The sequence below is a fragment of the Sphingomonas sp. FW306-1B-B10E genome, from assembly GCF_058782005.1.
The window spans coordinates 20,628-38,737 of the sequence record NZ_JBYSXG010000012.1 but is presented as its reverse complement, the minus strand read 5'-3'; the positions used below and the strand labels follow the sequence as shown (position 1 = coordinate 38,737).

Annotated in this window: 10 protein-coding genes; all 10 read left to right on the top strand. The window is 66.7% G+C overall.

Going from position 1 to position 18,110, the window contains the following annotated elements:
* Positions 1-112 precede the first annotated feature (112 nt).
* A complete protein-coding gene (locus AC3WJI_RS06905) occupies positions 113-1,807 on the top strand; it encodes a GH35 family beta-galactosidase (RefSeq protein WP_492756520.1) in 1,695 nt (564 codons plus the stop codon).
* Between the two features lie 513 nt (positions 1,808-2,320).
* Positions 2,321-3,265, top strand: a complete 945-nt coding sequence (locus AC3WJI_RS06900; protein ID WP_492756519.1) for a hypothetical protein — start codon at positions 2,321-2,323, stop codon at positions 3,263-3,265.
* An 11-nt stretch (positions 3,266-3,276) separates the two neighbouring features.
* Positions 3,277-3,735, top strand: a complete 459-nt coding sequence (locus tag AC3WJI_RS06895) for a hypothetical protein (RefSeq protein ID WP_492756518.1) — start codon at positions 3,277-3,279, stop codon at positions 3,733-3,735.
* A 32-nt stretch (positions 3,736-3,767) separates the two neighbouring features.
* Positions 3,768-4,865, top strand: coding sequence for a hypothetical protein (locus AC3WJI_RS06890; protein WP_492756517.1), 1,098 nt, complete (start codon positions 3,768-3,770; stop codon positions 4,863-4,865).
* 64 nt (positions 4,866-4,929) lie between these two features.
* Positions 4,930-9,927 (top strand): hypothetical protein, encoded by a 4,998-nt coding sequence (locus tag AC3WJI_RS06885; protein WP_492756516.1) that lies wholly within the window; start codon positions 4,930-4,932, stop codon positions 9,925-9,927.
* 176 nt (positions 9,928-10,103) lie between these two features.
* A complete protein-coding gene (locus AC3WJI_RS06880) occupies positions 10,104-10,613 on the top strand; it encodes a MarR family transcriptional regulator (RefSeq protein ID WP_492756515.1) in 510 nt (169 codons plus the stop codon).
* Positions 10,610-11,626, top strand: a complete 1,017-nt coding sequence (locus tag AC3WJI_RS06875) for a spore coat protein U domain-containing protein (protein WP_492756514.1) — start codon at positions 10,610-10,612, stop codon at positions 11,624-11,626. Before AC3WJI_RS06880 ends, AC3WJI_RS06875 begins: the two co-directional genes overlap by 4 nt.
* Before the next feature lie 470 nt (positions 11,627-12,096).
* Positions 12,097-13,212 carry an acyltransferase family protein gene (locus tag AC3WJI_RS06870; protein WP_492756513.1) on the top strand — a complete coding sequence of 372 codons (1,116 nt, stop codon included), beginning with the start codon at positions 12,097-12,099 and terminating at the stop codon, positions 13,210-13,212.
* A gap of 201 nt (positions 13,213-13,413) precedes the next feature.
* The gene (locus tag AC3WJI_RS06865; RefSeq protein WP_492756512.1) at positions 13,414-15,942 is read left to right on the top strand and encodes a TonB-dependent siderophore receptor; all 2,529 of its coding nucleotides are present in this window, start codon (positions 13,414-13,416) and stop codon (positions 15,940-15,942) included.
* A gap of 79 nt (positions 15,943-16,021) precedes the next feature.
* A complete protein-coding gene (locus AC3WJI_RS06860; protein WP_492756511.1) occupies positions 16,022-18,097 on the top strand; it encodes a hypothetical protein in 2,076 nt (691 codons plus the stop codon).
* Positions 18,098-18,110 lie beyond the last annotated feature (13 nt).

Sequence of the window (18,110 nt, the reverse complement as noted above, 5' to 3'; positions counted from 1 at the left end):
CATCGCGGACTTTCGATGAGCCCCCTCTCCCCGTAAGTCCTCCCTAGAGCCGCTGGCGTAGCGGCTCTTTTTTTGCTCCAGTCCGTCATACGGTGTCCGCCCAGGAGGTTGCATGAAACGGTCCGCTTTGGGTGCCCTTCCCATCGCTTTGGCGGCCACCTTTGGCCTGGCGGACCTAGCCTGCGCGCAACACGGCACGCCACCGGTGCCGCGTCTGGAGCGTCGCGGCGACGCGACGCAGCTCATCGTCAACGGCAAGCCATATCTCGTGCTGGGCGGCGAGACGAAGAATTCCAGTTCGAGCAGCAGCGACCATATGGCGACGGTGTGGCCCAAGCTGAAAGCGATGCACCTCAACACGGTGCTCGTTCCCGTCGCCTGGGAGACGATCGAGCCGCAGGAGGGCAAGTTCGATTTCGGGAACGTCGATGCCCTCCTCAAGGGGGCCCGCGCGCACGACCTGCGGCTGGTGATCCTGTGGTTCGGATCGTGGAAGAACACCTATTCGAGCTACGTGCCCGCCTGGGTGAAGCGCGATTTCGCGCGGTTCGAGCGCGTCCAGACGAGCGACGGCCGCGGCACCGAGCGGCTGTCGCCCTTCTCCACGGCATCGCGCGATGCCGATGCGCGGGCGTTCGCGCAGCTGATGCGGCATTTGCGCGCGGTGGACGGCGTGCAGCAGACCGTCCTGTTCGTGCAGGTCGAGAACGAAGTGGGCGTCATCCCGCAGTCGCGCGACCATTCCCCGGCTGCCGAGGCCGCCTTTGCGGGGCCGGTCCCCGAGCCCCTGATGCGCTATATCGGCGAGCATCGCCAGGCGCTCAACCCGGAGTTCAAGGCTGCGTGGGAAGCCGCCGGAGCGCGAAGCGCGGGCAACTGGCAGCAAGTGTTTGGGGCCGGCTCGCTGACCGACTCGCTGTTCATGTCGTGGTGGTACGCGACCTATGTCGAGAAGGTCACCGCGGCAGGCAAAGACGAATATCCGCTGCCGATGTTCACCAACGCCGCGCTGATCCGGCCCAATTACGAGCCCGGCCAATATAATTCGGGTGGCCCGCTGCCGTCGTCGCTCGACATCTGGAAGGCTGGTGCGCCGTCGCTCGATTTCCTCGCGCCCGACATATATTTCGACGATTTCGTGGCCTGGGCGTCGGCCTATCGCCGCGCGGACAATCCGCTCTTCGTGCCGGAAGCACGCGGCGGCCCGGCGGGATCGGCGAACGCGCTTTACGCCATCGGCGCCTTGCGGGCGATCGGCTTCTCGCCCTTCGGGATCGACGGCGACAGTGCGGCCGTGCTCGCGGGCGACGCGAGCATCGGCCTCGGCGTCGGTGGCGATCCGAATGCCGCCATCGGCGGCACTTATGCCCAGCTCGCGCGCCTGGCGCCGCTGATCCTCCAGAAACAGGCGGAGGGCCAGCTGCAGACGGTGATCATGGAGGGGGAGGCGCAACGCAACGCACGCGGCCGTATCGGCGACTATGTCGTCAACATGTCGCGCGCCAGCGGCCCCGACGGCAGCGTCAATCCCGCCAGCCGCGCCGCCGCGCTGTTCGTCCAGACGGGCCCCGACGAGTTCCTGGTGATCGGGAGCGGCGACGCGCAACTCACCTTCACTGCCGACACCCCCGGCCCTCCGATCGTCGGGATCGAAAGCATAGACGAGCAGCTGTTGCTCGAAACCGGGACGGTGACCGGGCGCCGTCTCAACGGCGACGAGAACGGTCAGGGACAATCGCTGCGCCTCTTCTCCACGGACGCGGCGCAGAGGCGTGTCTATCGCGTTCGACTTTATCGGTACCGGTGAACGATAGAGACTTTCTCTTTCTCCCGAAGCTGGAAGCAAGCCAGCGATAGTGCCGCCGCGCTATTCTTCGCCACTCCCCTTTTTGCCTCGATACGGACCAACGATCGAAGCGCAGTGAACAGGCCCTGTTGAGGAAGATGGTAAATTCTGGTGATTGGCCAGTTCTCAGTAGAATTACTTAACTCTCTGCGGCATATCAATAAAATTGGAAATATGATGGTTCATATCGGAAGTTTTTCTTCCCGATTCGATTAACCGTCCTTCCTATAAGCTAAGAGACGGCGGCCCGATTGCGCCGCACAGCTTGAGGATAGTCCCTTTAACTGGTTTCGACCGTGCGCGCTGCTTCGGCGGGATTCTGCGCGCGCTGGCGACCGACCGATCACCGCTTTGGCGGCGATAGCCCCACGGGCGCGCGCCGCACTGCACTGATTTTCTGAACCGTCGCAAGACGCGCCACGCGTGAAGCACGTGCTTCACGCGGAGGACCTCTGCGCGATTTCGAGGCCCCTAATGACTCTATCGACGCGCAAGAGGAAAGGAACGCTGCTGCTGCACGGCGCGGCGATCGCGGTGCTGGCGAGCGGCGCGCCCGCGCTTGCCCAGCGTGCGGGGACGCCGATCGTCAACCTCGCGGTCGCCGACATGGAGATCGACGGCAACCCGGCGCACGTCGCCTCGAACACCGCCGCAATCCGCGTCGCCGAATTGCTCGATATCGGTCTCGCCGCACGCGGATCGACGCTCGCCGCCGGACAGCCCTCCGCGGCGTTCACGCTCACCAATGCCGGCAACGGTAACGAGCGCTTCTACCTTGCCGGGACGACCGAAGGCACAGGCGGCGCGCTACGCGGCTTCGCACTCGATACCAACGGCAACGGCGTCTTCGACGCAGGCGATACGCTGATCGACAATGCGATCACGCCGATCCTCGCGCCCGGCCAAGCGCTGGCGCTGCTCGCCTTGCTCGACCCCGCGGCAACCGGTGCGGGCGCGCTCAACATCTTCGCGCGCGCCGCGACTGGTTCAGGCAAGCCCGGCACGCTCTACGTGGGGCGCGGCGACCAGGGCGTCGAGGCGCTGGTCGGCGCGACCACCGCGGAGGCGAATTTGCGCTTCGCGATCACGCCGGGCGCAGTTCCCCAGGCAGCGCTGGTCAAGGCGCAGTCGGTGCTCGCACCCGATGGCAGCGCCTCGGTCCAGCGCGGCGCGACGATCACTTATTCGCTCACCGCACGCTTCAGCGGCGACGGTACCGCGCGCGGCGCCGCAGTTAGCGACTCCATTCCCGCCGGCACGACCTATGTGCCCGGCAGCCTGACGCTCGACGGCGCCAGGCTCAGCGATGCGTCCGACGGCGACGCAGGCAGCTTCGACGGCGCGGGAATCGCCGTCGTTCTCGGCGACATCGCCACCCCGCAGACCCGCATCATCCAATTCAAGGTCACGATCCAGTGAGGAGCCCATCCATGCGTCTTTCCCTGTTGTTTGCCGGCTTGCTCGCCGCCGCTCCGGCGGTCGCGGGCACAGTCGAGATCCAGGCGAGCGTGCTCGCCGAGAAGCGCGGCGCCGCCGCCGACGGCACCACCCATGTCAGCCTGGTCCCCGCCGCGCGCGTCACGCCGGGCGACCGAATCGTCTACCAGCTAGACTATCGCAACACGGGCAAGCAGCCCGCGACCGGGCTTGTGATCGCCAATCCGGTCCCCGCGGCGATGCAATATGCCGGACCGGCCGATGGCTCGGCCGCGCCCGAACTCTCGATCGATGGCAAGACCTTTGGCCCGCTCGCGGCGCTCAAGGTCCGCGACGGCGCCGCGCTGCGCCCCGCGGTTGCCGCCGACGTCCGCATCGTCCGCTGGCGCCTTGCCCAGCCGGTCGCCCCCGGTGCCGGCGGCCAGGTCGCCTTCCGCGCCATCCTCAAGTGATTCCCGTTCCAATCCAGCAAAGGTAGTTCGTCATGTCCAAATTCAACTTGCGGTGCGGCCTGGTCGGGAGTGCCGCCCTCGCCGCCAGCGTCGGCGGCACCGCCGCCCAAGCCCAGCAGACCCCTGCCGGCACCAGCGTCAACAACCAGGCTAGCGTCAGCTACGAAGTCGGCGGCACGCCGACCTCGGTGTCGTCGAACGTCGCCAGCTTCGTGGTCGATAAGAAGGTCAACCTCGCCGTCGCCGAAGTCGGCGGCGCGCCGACCCAGACCGCGATCGGCGCCACCGATCAGGTGACGACTTTCACCGTCACCAACCTCACCAACTCGGTGCAGGATTTCCGCCTCGAGGCGGACCAGCAGCTCGTCTCGATCCCGCTGCTCGGCGTCGACAATTTCAACATGAACAGCCTCAAGGCCTATGTCGATTCGAACGGCAACGGAACCTATGACGCCGGTGTCGACACCGCGACCTTCATCGACGAGCTCTCGCCCGACGCGACGGTCACCGTGTTCATCGTCGGCAACGTCCCCAACACGCCGGGCGCCGAAGTCGCGATCGTCTCGCTCAACGCGATCGCCGCGACCGGCGGCAGCGGCGGCACGCTGGGCGCCGATCTGGTCGCCAGCTCGACCCTCGTCGCCGACTCGCCGACCACGGTCGAAACCGTTTTCGCCGACGATACCGGCCTGCTCGACCAGCCGCGCAACGGCCAGCAGCGCGCGTTCGACGCCTATCGCATCTCCACCGCGGTGGTGACCCTGGTCAAGAGCGCGACGGTGATCAGCGATCCGGTCAACTTCCTAGTCAATCCGCACCCGATCCCCGGCGCGGTGGTCGAATATTGCATGCGGATCAACAATGCCGGCCCCGGCGCTGCGACGAACATCACCGTGAGCGACGCGGTGCCTGCGAACAGCACCTTCGTTCCCGGATCGATCGCAGTCGGCACCTCCGGCATCCTCGGCGCCTGCATCCTGCTCGGCACCTCGGAGGACGACAACGCCACCGGCGCCGACGAGACCGACCTTTATGGCGGCTCGTTCGACGGCACCACGGTGCGTGCGACGCTGCCCTCGGTCGCGGCATCGACGTCGATGTCGGTCTCGTTCCGCGTGCTCGTCAACTAAGCGGATCGACCTTTCGGCGCGCGGCTTCCCCCCCGCCGCGCGCCGAATACCCTCAGGCTCCCCCATGACGCGAATTTCCGCCCCCTTGCGCGCGCTTGGCCGCGCCCTGGCGCTCGCCGCCGCCACGCTGTCGATCCCGACCGCGGGGGCACAGGTGATTCGCAATACCGCAGCCCTCAGCTTCCAGAGCGCGGCGGGCCCGCAGCAGATTGCGTCGAATACCGTGACGCTCGATCGCGCCAAGCGCCCGACCAAGATGCGCTTCCACGAAATCCCGGCGGCCTATGAATATATGGGTCTCGCCTGCCAGACCGACCCCGATCTCCAATTCACCCCCAGCATGGTCACGCCGGCGGAACTCGCCGCCGCGCCGCCGCTCGCCGCGATCCAGCGCGGCCAGGCGATGATCATGGAGCTCGATGCCCAGGGCGAGAATCACGATTCTACCAAGCGCGAGACTGCCTGGATCAAAGTTTCGTCGGGCGACATCTCGGTCAAGGTTCCCCTCACCGAAACCGCCGAAGATACCGGGGTGTTCGCCGGCGGCATTTCGGCGTCGGGCACGCATCCCGAATTCGCGGCATGCGACATCAGCACGCGCGCGACCGGCAATATCTGGATCGGTTTCGACGGCAGCGACGACAGCTTCTCATCGGACGCGATCGTGCTGATCGATCCGGAGGGTTATGTATTCGATTCGCTCACCGGCGACCTAATCAACGGCGCCACCGTCACGCTGATCGACGAAGCGACCGGCGAGCCCGCCGCGATGGTCTATGGCGACGACGGGATGAGCGCCTATCCCAACACCGTGATCACGGGCACCAGCGCCACCGATGCGAGCGGCCAGGTCTATCCCTTCTCGCCAGGCAACTTCCGCTTCCCCCTCGCGCCGGTCGGCAAATACCGGCTCCAGGTGACGCCGCCCGGGGGATATTCGGCGCCGTCGCGTGTCGCGCCGGAAGAGGCCGCCAAGCGCACCGGGCCTCCCGGCAATTTCCGGATCAGCGACGCGTCCTATGGCGGGGTTTTCGCGCTCGCCGACCCCGAGCCGGTCCATATCGACGTCCCCGTCGATCCGATCATCAAGCGCAGCGTGCTTCTCGATCCCTTGGTACTCGAAAAGACCGCTTCGGTGCACGAAGCCTCGCCGGGCGAGTTCGTCCAATATCGCCTCGACCTCAAGAACGTGTCCGAGACTGCGACGATCGGCCGGGTCGCGATTGACGACGTGCTTCCCGCCGGGTTGCGCTACCGCGCCGGCACCACGCGCGGCGCCGACGAGCCGACCGTGTCGCGCGATGGCCGCACGCTCCGCTTCGAGCTGCCCCGTTTGGCGGCGGGCGCTAGCACCGCGATCAGCTATGTGCTCGCGGTCGCTCCCGGCGCCCGGCCCGGCGAGGCGGTCAACCGCGCGCGTGCCTGGACCGCCTCGGGCGGCAGCAGCGAGGCGAGCGCCTCGGTGCGCATCCAGTCGCTGCTGATGACCGACGCGATGGTGCTTACCGGCCGTGTCACCGAAGGCGGCTGCAACGATCCCGCGCGCGGACGCAAGGGAGTCATCGGCATCCGCATCGTCCTCGAGGACGGCAGCTTCACCGTCACCGACGCGAGCGGGCTCTATCATTTCGAGGGCGTCCGCCCCGGCACCCATGTCGTCGCGATCGACACGGCGAGCCTGCCGGCGACGCACGCCCCCGCCACCTGCGACCGTGACACGCGCAGCGCCGGCAGCAACGTCTCGCGCTTCGTCGAGGGCGGCGGCGGCAGTCTGCAGCGCGCCGACTTCCAGCTCGTCCTGACCGGCGTCAAGGCTGCCGCAGATACCGCGCTGCCGGTGGCCGTGGTGGACGACGCCGTCGCCGCGGGCAATCGTGCCGACTGGCTCGAGACTGCGACGCCGGGCGTCGACTGGCTGTTCCCCGAGGTCGACCACAACCCCCGCTCGCCCGCGGTCCGCGTAGTCATCCGTCACCAGCCGGGCCAGCGCGTCGCGCTGAGCATCAACGGCCGTCAGGTCGACCCGCTGAGTTTCGACGGCACCGATGTCGACACCGCGCGCGGTGTCGCCGTCTCGCGCTGGAGCGGCATTCCACTCGACGCGCGCGACAATCGGCTCCAGGCACGCGTGCTTGACGCTGCCGGCACGGTGGTCGCGACGCTCGACCGGACTGTCCACTACGCCAATGTCCCGCTGCGCGCTGACTTGGTGCAGGACAAGTCGCGCCTCGTCGCCGACGGCCTGACCAAGCCTCTGGTAGCGATCCGCGTCACCGATCACGACGGCCGCCCGGTCCGCGCCGGCACGATGGTGCCGTTCCGCGTCGACCAGCCTTTTGCCGCCGCGCAGGAGATCGAGGCGCAACAGGGCCGCAAGCTCGCCGGGCTCGACCGCACCGAGGCGACCGCACGCGTCGTCGGCGACGAGGGCCTCGCCTTCGTCGCGCTCCAGCCGACCAGCCAGGCCGGCGCCGCGCACATCACGATCAAGCTCGCCGACGAGGGCTTGACCCAGACCAGCGAGATCAAGGCGTGGCTCTCCGCCCCGGCGCGCGACTGGATGGTGGTCGGCTTCGCGCGCGGCACTGCCGGATTCGACATGCTGCGCAGCAAAAGCAGCGCGCTGGCCGGCAAGTCGCGCGACCGCGTCGCCACCGACGGCCAGCTCGCGCTCTATGCCAAGGGCCGGATCAGGGGCTCGTGGCTACTGACTCTCGCTTATGACAGCGATCGCGCGCGCGATCCCGATCGCGGGAAGCTCGGCGCGATCGATCCCAACCGCTATTACACCGTCTATGGCGATGCGAGCGCGCAGGCCTATGACGCGCCGACCAGCGGCAAGCTCTATCTCCGGCTCGAGCGCAAGGCGTTCTACGCACTGTTCGGCGATTTCGAGACCGGCCTCGTCGACACGCGCCTCACCCGCTATAGCCGCACGCTGAACGGCGTGAAGGTCGAGACGTCGGGCGACCACGTCTTCTTCACTGCCTTCGCCGCGCGCGACCAGGACCGCTACGGCCGCGACGAGATCCAGGGCAACGGTCTCAGCGGCCCCTATCGCCTGTCCGCGCGCGACATCGTGCCGAACAGCGACAAGATCACGCTCGAGACCCGCGACCGGTTGCGCCCCGAGCGCATCCTCGACAGCAAGGTCCTCACGCGCCACATCGATTACGACATCGACCCGGTCGCCGGCACGATCCGCTTCCGCGAGCCGATCCTCAGCCGCGACGCCAAGCTCAATCCGGTGTTCATCCTCGTCGACTACGAGACGCCGGGCGGCACCAACAAGCTCGCGGCTGGCGGCCGCGGCGGCGTCAGGCTCGCACGCGGCAAGCTCGAGCTCGGCGCCAGCCTGCTCCACGACCAGAGCCAGTCGGACGCTACGGTTGCCGGCGTTGATCTTCGCGCGAAGCCAATCGAGGGCGTCGAGATCCGCGCCGAGCTCGCCACCGGTGGTCGCGACGGGCTGCGCTTGGCGCAGGCGCTAAACGTCGAGGCCGAACATCATGGCGGCGGGGTCGACGCGCTCGCTTATGTGCGTCGCCAGGACAGCGGCTTCGGCGTCGGCCAGCAGAATGCCGGCGAGGCGGGGACCAGCAAGGTCGGCGGCGACGCGCGCATCCAGCTCGGCGGCGGCTTCGCGGCGACCGCATCGGCCTGGCACCAGGAGGACCTGACCAGCGCCGCCAGCCGCACCGCAGCCGAGGCACGGCTCGAATATCGCCGCGCGTCGAGCATGATCTTCGCCGGCGCCCAACTCGCCGACGATAGCGACGCCAGCGGGGCGGCGCGACGTTCGACCCTGCTCACCCTCGGCGGCACCCAGTCGCTGCTGGACAACAAGCTGGAAGTCACCGGCCAGACCCAGCTGCCCCTCGGCGGCGCCGATGCCAGCACCGATTTCCCCGCGCGCCAGCAGCTCGGCGCGAGCTGGCGGCTGCCGCACGGCGTCCGCCTGATCGGCGGCTACGAGATCGCCACCGGCCAGGACTATCGCGCCCATAACGCGCGGGTCGGTTTCGAAGTGACTCCCTGGGCCGGCGCACGCTTGCTCTCGACGATCAACCGGCAGGCGCTCGACGCGGCGCGTGGCGAGAACGGCACGCGTGCCTTCGCGCAATACGGCCTCAGCCAGTCGCTGCCGGTCAGCAAATATTGGACTATTGACGCGACACTCGACGGCAGCCGCACCGTCTCGGGCCAGGTGCCCGAGACCAGCCTGTCGCGCCCGGTAATCGGCAGCTCGATCCTCGGCCAGAATGTTCGCGAGGGCGACTTCCTCGCGGTCACCGCAGGCGCCGCCTATCGCAGCGAGCTCTGGTCGTGGAACGGTCGCGCCGAGTTCCGCACCTCGGACGAATCGCGCCGGCTCGGGCTGACCAGCAACCTGCTGCGCATGCTCGGCGAAGGCCGGACGCTCGCCTCGTCGTTGCGCGCCTATCGCACCACCGACGCCAAGGGCCGGGCGGTCAGCTCGGCAACCGGTGACCTCGCCCTTGCGCTGCGCCCGGTCGACAGCCGCTGGTCGCTGCTCGAGCGCTTTACTTTGCGTCACGAGAATGCCGATCCCGGTGTCTCCGCCAACAACGTCCTCGACGTGCCGAGCTTCGCGCAGGGCAATCTGGCGACCACCCGCGTGATCAACAATCTCGCGCTCGGCTATCGTTCGGGCGACGAGGGCGTCGCGCACGGCTTCGAGGCGAGCGTCTATTACGGCGCCAAATATGTCCGCGGCCGCTACGCCGACGAGACCCTCGACGGATTCATCGACGTCGTCGGGATCGAGATCCGCAAGGATGTCCGTCGCAATATGGACGTCGGCGTCCAGGGGAGCGTGCAGCACAGCTGGACCGACAGGTCCGCCGCCTTCGCGTTCGGCCCCAATGTCGGCGTCTCGCCCGGCAAGGATCTCTGGATCAGCGCAGGCTATAACATCTCCGGCTATCGCGATCGCGACTTCGAAGCCGAGCGCTACACGCGCCAGGGACCCTTCGTATCGTTACGCGTCAAGTTCGATCGAAACATCTCAGAAACAATCTCACATATGTTCTCAAAGTGACAACTAAACATCTGCAACATCGGATGTATTTCAAAATACGACTTGACTCACTCGTTTGGTCACGGAAACATGTATGAATAAACAATGGTTTTTTAAGACCGATGACAGCTGTAAGGCGACCCTGCTCGCCAGCGAATCATGCGGTCTATTGTATAAATCGTGTCAGACGGAGCGAGATGAATCAGCAGGACGATATCGACACCTGGAATCTGACGCAGCAGTTAGGCGAACTGAGTGCGCTTCTCCCGCAATTAACGGCGCATGTTCAGAAGACGCAGGACACTTGCACCGCCGCGATCCAGACACTGACTGCCAACGGCTTCGAGCGAATGGAGCGCGCGGACAGCGGGTTCGGGCACCGCGAGACCGTAGCGCTGATCCTGCGCTGGCGCGAGGCGCGGCGGCGTTTCCTGCCGCAGGACTGGTTCTCCGATCCGGCCTGGGACATCTTGCTGCGGCTCTACGAGGCGCATTTGCTCGAGCAGGAGCGCAGCGTCGGCGATCTGGGCAGCTTCGCGGCAACCTCGCCCGCGACGACCAATCGCTGGCTCGACGCGCTGATGTCGCGCGGCTGGATCCAGCGCCGGCGCGACGAGCGCGACCAGCGTCGCGTCTTCGTATCGCTGTCGGAGAGCGGCATCACGCGGATGCGCGATTATTTCGAGAGCATGCGCCGGCCCGGTTGAGGGCGGGCCTGCAACTGCTCGCCTTCTTGCTCGGCACCTGGGCGATGCCAACGGCGGCATGCACCGTGGCGAACCCGCCCGCCTCCAGCCTGGGCAACTACTCGCCCAACGCGATCCGCGCCGGCGCGGTGACCCCCGTCTCAAAACCGGGCGGCATCGACTGCGGGACCACGCTTTCGATCCTCGGCGGGAATGTGTTCACCGCGACGCTCACCAGCACCAATGGCTTCAAGCTGACCGCCTCGGGGCTGCCCGACGGCGCGTACCAGATCTTCGCGACTGCCGCGAGCGCGGCCCCACTGCCCACCGGGTCGGCGATCAACCTGCTCAACAATTCGGTGATCGACCCTGTCACATTGGCAGCAAGCGCCAGCGCGGTCCCCTTCTACGTCAAACCGACCAGCACTGCGTTGCTGGGCGCCGGAATCTATAGCGGGACGTTCAAGGTGACCTGGACCTGGAAGTTCTGCTCGGGGGTCTGGGTCGGCAGCAGCTGCACGCTCGGCACGGTCGACCAGGGGACGCAATCGACCGATATTGCCTTCACCGTCACCGTCGCGCCCAAGCCGGTAACCGTGGCGGTCAGCGCGACCACGACTTGGGATCCGATCGCCGGCACTGTCTTCCCCAAGGCGATCATTGGCGCGAAGAAGCGCGTCACCGTAACCGTTGCCAATCCCGACATCGTCGCGACCGACCTCAATTCAGTTCGCGTCGAGCTCCCGACGACTGTGGGCACCGCGATCGCACTCGACGGCGACGGCGCGAGTCTGGGTGCCGCGATCCGCTTCGCCGACGGCACGCCGAGCTCGACCTTGGCATTTAACTACACCAATGCGGGCGACGGGGCCGACGACGTCGATTTCTATTCGGACGGCCCCGGCTGGGCCTATGTACCGACACCTGGCGACGCGATCTCGCAGGCGTTGGTCACCAAAGTGCGGCTGAAGCCGCGCGGCAAGCTCGCGCCTGGCTCGTCCTTTACGATCACGCTGCCCTATCTCGTGCGCTGAAGACTCCGGGCACGTTCAAGCGCCTGGCGCGAGTCAATTGATCGAGCAGCCGGCCTCCGCGATGATCATTTCGATCAACGGCCGCGTCGGCGAGGTGCAATTCCGGGGATCGACAGCTCGCCCGACGATTGGACCTGACGCCGATCGACCCGGGGCGTCGTCGGTACGCCTCCATCTCAAGCACATTTTCTGCAAGATAGAACGTCGCGCCAGACGCACTTCGTCGCCCGGATTGCGCAGATTCCGAAATTGGAGTCTCGACCCAGCATCCTTCTTTTCGTCATCCCGATATTACTCTTTGCCGAATCGCAGGCTTTCGTCGGAAAGACTTGGCGTCCGCTTTTCTTTTCAATCACGGGTTGAAGAAAGCGGCTTGAGAGATGACTCAATGGAGAGGCCTTGGGATACGGTAGCGCCATCCCTCAGCCGCCTTGGGGGGATGTTAAGCAGTTTCGCGCCATTGCTGCGCAATGACCAGCCGGGGGCCCCGTAACCTCATCGCCTTGGACTTGCTGCGCTTTGGCTGCGCGCTAATCGTGCTCGCCTTCCATTGGATCGGCGGGTTTGCGCAGAAGCCGATGGGCGGCACGGCGCTCCACACGCTGCCGCTGGATACGGGATGGACGCCTTTCGTCAGCACGGGCTGGATCGGCGTCGAGATCTTCTTCGTCCTCTCCGGCTTCGTGATCGCCTGGTCCGCCGAGGGTTCGAGCGCCGCCTCTTTTGCGCACCGGCGCATGCTGCGCCTCGTGCCGGCGGCATGGCTTTGCGCGACGGTGACCGCCGGCGCAGTCGTCCTGCTCTTCGGCAGCACGGAGCCCGGCACGGTTGCGATATTGTGGTTAGGCTCCGTGCTGTTCTGGCCGATGTTCGCGATCGATCAGAGCTATTGGACGCTCGGGATCGAGGTCAATTTCTACCTGCTCGTCACCCTGACGCTGCTGCGCGGCACCTCGCTCGGTCGGATTGAGCGGTTCGGCGGCCTGCTCGGCCTCGCCAGCGCGGCCTATTGGGTGGCGTGGTGCTTCGTGGATGTGCCGCCCGCGGCAGACCGGATGGTCCAGCTCACCCTCCTGCCGCACGGCTGCTTCTTCGCGCTCGGCATCCTGATCCGTACCGGACAGCGTCTCGGCGCGCGGCCCGCGTGGCTCGCCTTTCTGCTGGCGGCGTGCGTGGCCGCATGGCTCGAGATCGACGCGCATTGGCGGATCATGAACGCCGTCGACCCTGCTTATTTCCCGCCGACCTTGTTGTTCGCCAGCAGCGTGCTCCTGATCGCCTTCGCCGAGCGGATCCAACCGCTGCTTTCCGGCAAGATCAGTCCCCCGGCGTCAGCGATGATCGGGCTGATGACGTATCCGCTCTACCTGCTCCACCAGAAGTTCGGCACGATGCTGATCGCCGGCCTGCTCGATCTGGGGGCGCCCTATTGGCCCGCCGCCGCGCTCACCTTCGCGATCACATTGGCGCTGTCCTGGGCGATCGTCCGCTTCGGGGAGCCACGGGTGCGAACCCTGCTCGCGAAGTTCGGCGGCAAGGGCGCGCCGCGGCCCCTAGCTCTCGAAGCTTCCGTTCGCCCGCACTGAACTGAGAATCGTGAAAACGATCTCATTTCCTGGAGATGACGACCCCATGCGGTTCGGCATCGCCCTGTTGCCCCGATGCACCACTCGTTAACCTATCGTCGCAGCGATTGAAGAAAACGATTTCATAACCCGTGGTTCGGGATTAATCCGCCCGTATCAACCGCCGAAGTCTGTGAGATTCCGGCCCGGGGAGGAGGATGTATGTTGCTTACCGTTCGCGCGGGCGCTCGCGCCGCATTACTGGCCAGTGCAGCCCTGTTGCCCCTCGCCGCGCAGGCCCAGACCGCAACCCCCGACACGACCGCGCCTGCCGCGCAGGGTACGAGCGCCGACGAGGGCGAGATCGTCGTCACCGGCCAGACCACGCCCAACCGCCCGCTGATCACCGCCTCGGCCGACATCACCCTCGCCAATCGCGAGCTGATCGATCAGAAGGCGCCGCGCTCGACCGCGGACCTGCTCGAATTGGTTCCCGGCATCTTCGTCGAAGCGACCGCCGGCCAGATCTCGAACAATTATTCGGTGCGCGGCCTGCAGGGCGGCGGCCAGCGCTTCGTCCAGCTCGAGGAAGACGGCCTGCCGATCCTCTATGGCGGCGGCGGCGCCGACTTCTTCTTCGATCCCGACCTGACCATCGATCGCCTCGAGGCGGTCAAGGGCGGCTCGTCGGGCGTGCTCACCGTCAACGGCGCGGGCGCGACGATCAACTTCATCTCGAAGGCGCCGAACTTCGACAAGCCCGAGGGTGCGGTCCGCTTCACCGGCTATAATTACGTGCTCAAGCGCGGCGATTTCTATTATTCGCAGCCGATCACCGACAAGCTCGCCTTCAACGTCGGCGGCTATATCCAGTCGAGCCCCGGCGTGCGCAAGAACCCGTTCGACTATCAGGGCTGGCGCCTCAAGGGGATGCTCGAATATCGCTTCGACGATGGCGGCTATGTCCGCCTATCGGGCAAGGGCGGCAATGTCGAAAACGCTTATTATGCCGACCAGCCCTATCGCTTCCAGGACGGCGAGCCGACCGGCATTCCCAGCCTGGACACCCAGTTCGGCAATGTCGGCGGCGATGCCTTCACCAACATCGCGGTGCCGGCGGCGACGACCGCGCATTCGAGCGGCTATCGCGACTTCAAGTATCGCGACGGCGTCGTCGCCAAGACCTGGCAGGCGCGGCTCGACTTCGAGAAGCCGGTCAGCGACTCGTTCACGCTGTTCGGTCACGGCCGCTATCTCGATTATTCGTATGACTTCAACGGCCTGTTCCCGGGCTCGGGCACCGGCAATGCCGGGCTGACCAGCGCTGTCAATTATCTGACCCCGGGCGCGAACTCGCCGATCAACGACCTGCTGACGCTCGGGACTGCCGCGTTTCCGACGCGGACGCGCTTCGGCATCAAGAACCTGCGCACCGGCCAGGTGCTCGGTGCCAACCAGACCGCCGAGCTCAACGCGCTCAACGGCAACGGCTTCCTTCAGCGCACCACGCTCAACCATGACGCGATCGACGCCTATGATTTCGGCATGAACCTGGGCGGCCGCTGGAACTTCGAGAGCGGCAGCTTCACCAACTCGCTGACCGCGGGCGTGATGTACTACAACACCAAGCGCGACCAGGATCAGTCGGCAACCGCAAGCGTGGTCAACGACGTCCGCACCAACAGCGACATCTATGACGTCGTCGCGCTCGATGTGGCGAACAATGTCATCGGCACGCTGTCGGACAACGGCCTGGTCTCGTACGGCGATTGGGGCGCGGGCATCCGCAGCCGGAAGGATTCGAGCGTTTCGCTCTATGCGAACGACGAACTCTCGATCGGCGATCTCCACCTCGACGCAGGCGTGCGCTGGGAGCAGGACAGCGCCACGGCGTGGGACGGCAACCAGGCGACGGTCAACGAGCCGGTTCCGGCGGGTACCGCGGGCGTGCTCCCCACGGTCGGGTCGAGCTGGGACGGCACCTATGCGGTCCGCCGCGCCAAGAAGCGGGCGGTGGCCTATACCTTCGGCGCAAACTACCTGATCACGCCGAGCTTCTCGGTCTATGCGCGCTACGCCAACGGTTTCCAGATGAACAATGTCGATCCGATTACCGGAATCGAATTGTACGAAGCCGGCCTGCGCTACCAGCATGGCCGCCTGTTCTCGGGGTCGGCGACGGTGTTCCGCACCAACTTCCGCAACCAGAACTACAATTTCGCCGATCCGGTGAACCCGACCCAGCAGAGCAACATCAACGCCGATCTGCGCACCAACGGCGTCGAGCTCGACCTCAACGTCCGTCCGGTCGACTTCTTCTCGATCGACTTCCAGGGCGTGTTCCAGGACCCCAAGCTGGTCAACCTCGCGATCAACGGCGCCAACCAGGAAGGCTTCGAGGGCAACCGCCCCGAGCGCACTCCGGCGCAATTGTTCACGATCACGCCGACCTTCCGGCTGCCCAACGGCCTCGGCGAGGTCTATGGCCGCTACAAATATATCGGCAAGATCTACGCCGATGCCGGCAACGGCGTGGCGCTGCCGAGCTACGGCGTGACGAGCCTCGGCGCCTCGTTCAACCTCAGCGACCGGCTGCAGCTGAGCGTCAATGCCGACAATATCTTCGACGTGGTCGGCCTGACCGAAGGCAATCCGCGCCAGGGGCAGACCCAGGCGATCACCGAGGGCTATTTCTACGCCCGCGGCATCGTCGGCGCGACTTATGGCGGCACGATCACGTTCAAGTTCTGATCGCCGGAAGAGTGAAAAGGAAGGCGCGGCAATCGAGAGGTTCGCCGCGCCTTTTCGTATCGATTACGAGGAGAGACGGATGCGAGGTTCGATGCGGATGGCACTGGCAGCGGGATTGCTCCTCGCCGGCACGGTGATGGCCTCGAGCGCGATGGCGCAGCAACGCGGCAAGGCGCCCGAACTCGCCTACAGCCTCACCGAGGGGCAGAACCTCAATGCCTTCGTCCGCGACGGCAAGGTCGCGGCGCACCTGCTGCTGCGAAACGGCAGCGATCCGCGCATCCTCGTCGCCTTTCCGGCCGGCAATAGCGGAGTCGGGCTGTGGTTCGAACCGCTCGCCCGCGCTGCGATCTGGCGGCTCGACCAGTCTCCCCGCCCGCTATCCCTCGCCGACGGCAAGGGCCGCCCGCTCAACGGGATCGAGACCGTGGCGACGATCGACGCACCGCGCCTCGTCCTCAAGCAAGCAGTGCTATCCAATGTCCGCTTCCTGCGCGACTATCAGGCGGTCAGCCGCTTCCCCGCCGAAGTCGCGGTAGCGCCGCGCGTCGAGGGCAACCGCATCGTCTACGCCCGCGACCGCGTCGACGGCGCCCCCGGCTACATGCTCGAGCTTGAAGTGCTCAGCGGGCGCATCGAGGGGGGCACTATCGTCGCAGGGCGCGACGGCCGCATCCGCATGAAGATCGTCGCCGCGACCGGTGACACGCCTCTCACCGGCCTCAGCAAGGCCGAATTGCTCAACGCCCGCGCGGCCGCCGATCCCGCCGGGCGCAATGCCCTCGCCTTCCTCAGCTACCGCGAGAAGTTCCTCGCCGGCTCGTGGCGCTTCGACACCTATTTCGGGCGCGACACGCTGATGTCGGTGCGCCTGCTAATGCCCGCACTCAAGGGCGCGGCGGTCGAAGCCGGGCTGGGTGCGGTGCTCGCCCGCCTCAATCCCGGCGGCGAAGTCGCGCACGAGGAAGGCCTGTCAGAATTCGCACTGGTCGATCACGCCCAGCACCGCCAGCCCGGCGGCGCCGCGGCGACGCTCGACTATGGCATGATCGACGACGATTACATGCTCGCACCTGTGGCAGCGGAATATCTGCTCGGCCATGCGACGCCCGCCGCAGCGCGCACCTTCCTGGCGTCGCGAATAAGCGGCGAGGCGCAACCCGCCGCCGCCGAACCCGCCGGCGCGCTGCTGGTGCGCAACCTCCGCTTCGTCCTCGACCAGGCGCAGCCCTTCGCGCACGATCCGCGCTGGAACCAGCTGGTCGCGATCCATAAGGGCCGGATGACCGGCCAATGGCGCGACAGCGAGGAAGGCATCGGCCGCGGCCGCTATCCCTATGACGTGAACGCCGTGCTCGTCCCCGCGGCGCTCGAAGCGGCGGACAAGCTGCTGCGCGCCGGGTTGCTCGATGCCTATCTGACGCCGGCCGATCGCGCCGCCTTCATGCGCGCCGCGGCGATGGCCGCGACGTGGCGCGACGCGGCACCCGGGCTGTTCGCGGTAGAGGCCCCCGCGCCATTCGCCGCATCCCGCGTCCGCGACTATGCCGCCCGCGTCGGCGTCCCGGCCGCGCCCGCGCTGGCTGCGCTCGACGGCCAGGCGCTGCGCTATCACGCGATCGCGCTCGACGATCACGGCAAACCGGTGCCGATCCTCAATTCGGACGAGGGCTTCGCGCTGCTCTTCGGCCATCCCGATCCGGCCGACCTGCAGACCTATGTCGGCGCACTCGCGCGGCCCTTCCCGGCGGGGCTGATGACCGATATCGGCCTGCTCGTCGCCAACCCGGCGCTGGCCACCGCCGAGGTGCAGGACCGCTTCACCCCCGCCGCCTATCACGGCGCGGTCGTGTGGTCGTGGCAGCAGGCGATGTTCGCCGCAGGCCTCGCGCGGCAGCTCACCCGCACCGACCTGCCGCCCGCCACGCGCAATGTGCTCAGGGAGGCACAGGCGAAGCTATGGCGCGCGATCCAGGCGACCCGCGCGACGCAGAGCTCCGAGCTCTGGTCCTGGGCCTTCGAGAACGGCCGCTACAAGGTCGTGGCTTTCGGGGCCGGCAAGGCGGACGTCGACGAGTCCAACGCCGCCCAGCTCTGGAGCACCGTCTATCTCGCGGTCCAGCCGCCAAAAGAGGGTCAAGCGCGACGACGCTGACTCAGGCGGTTGG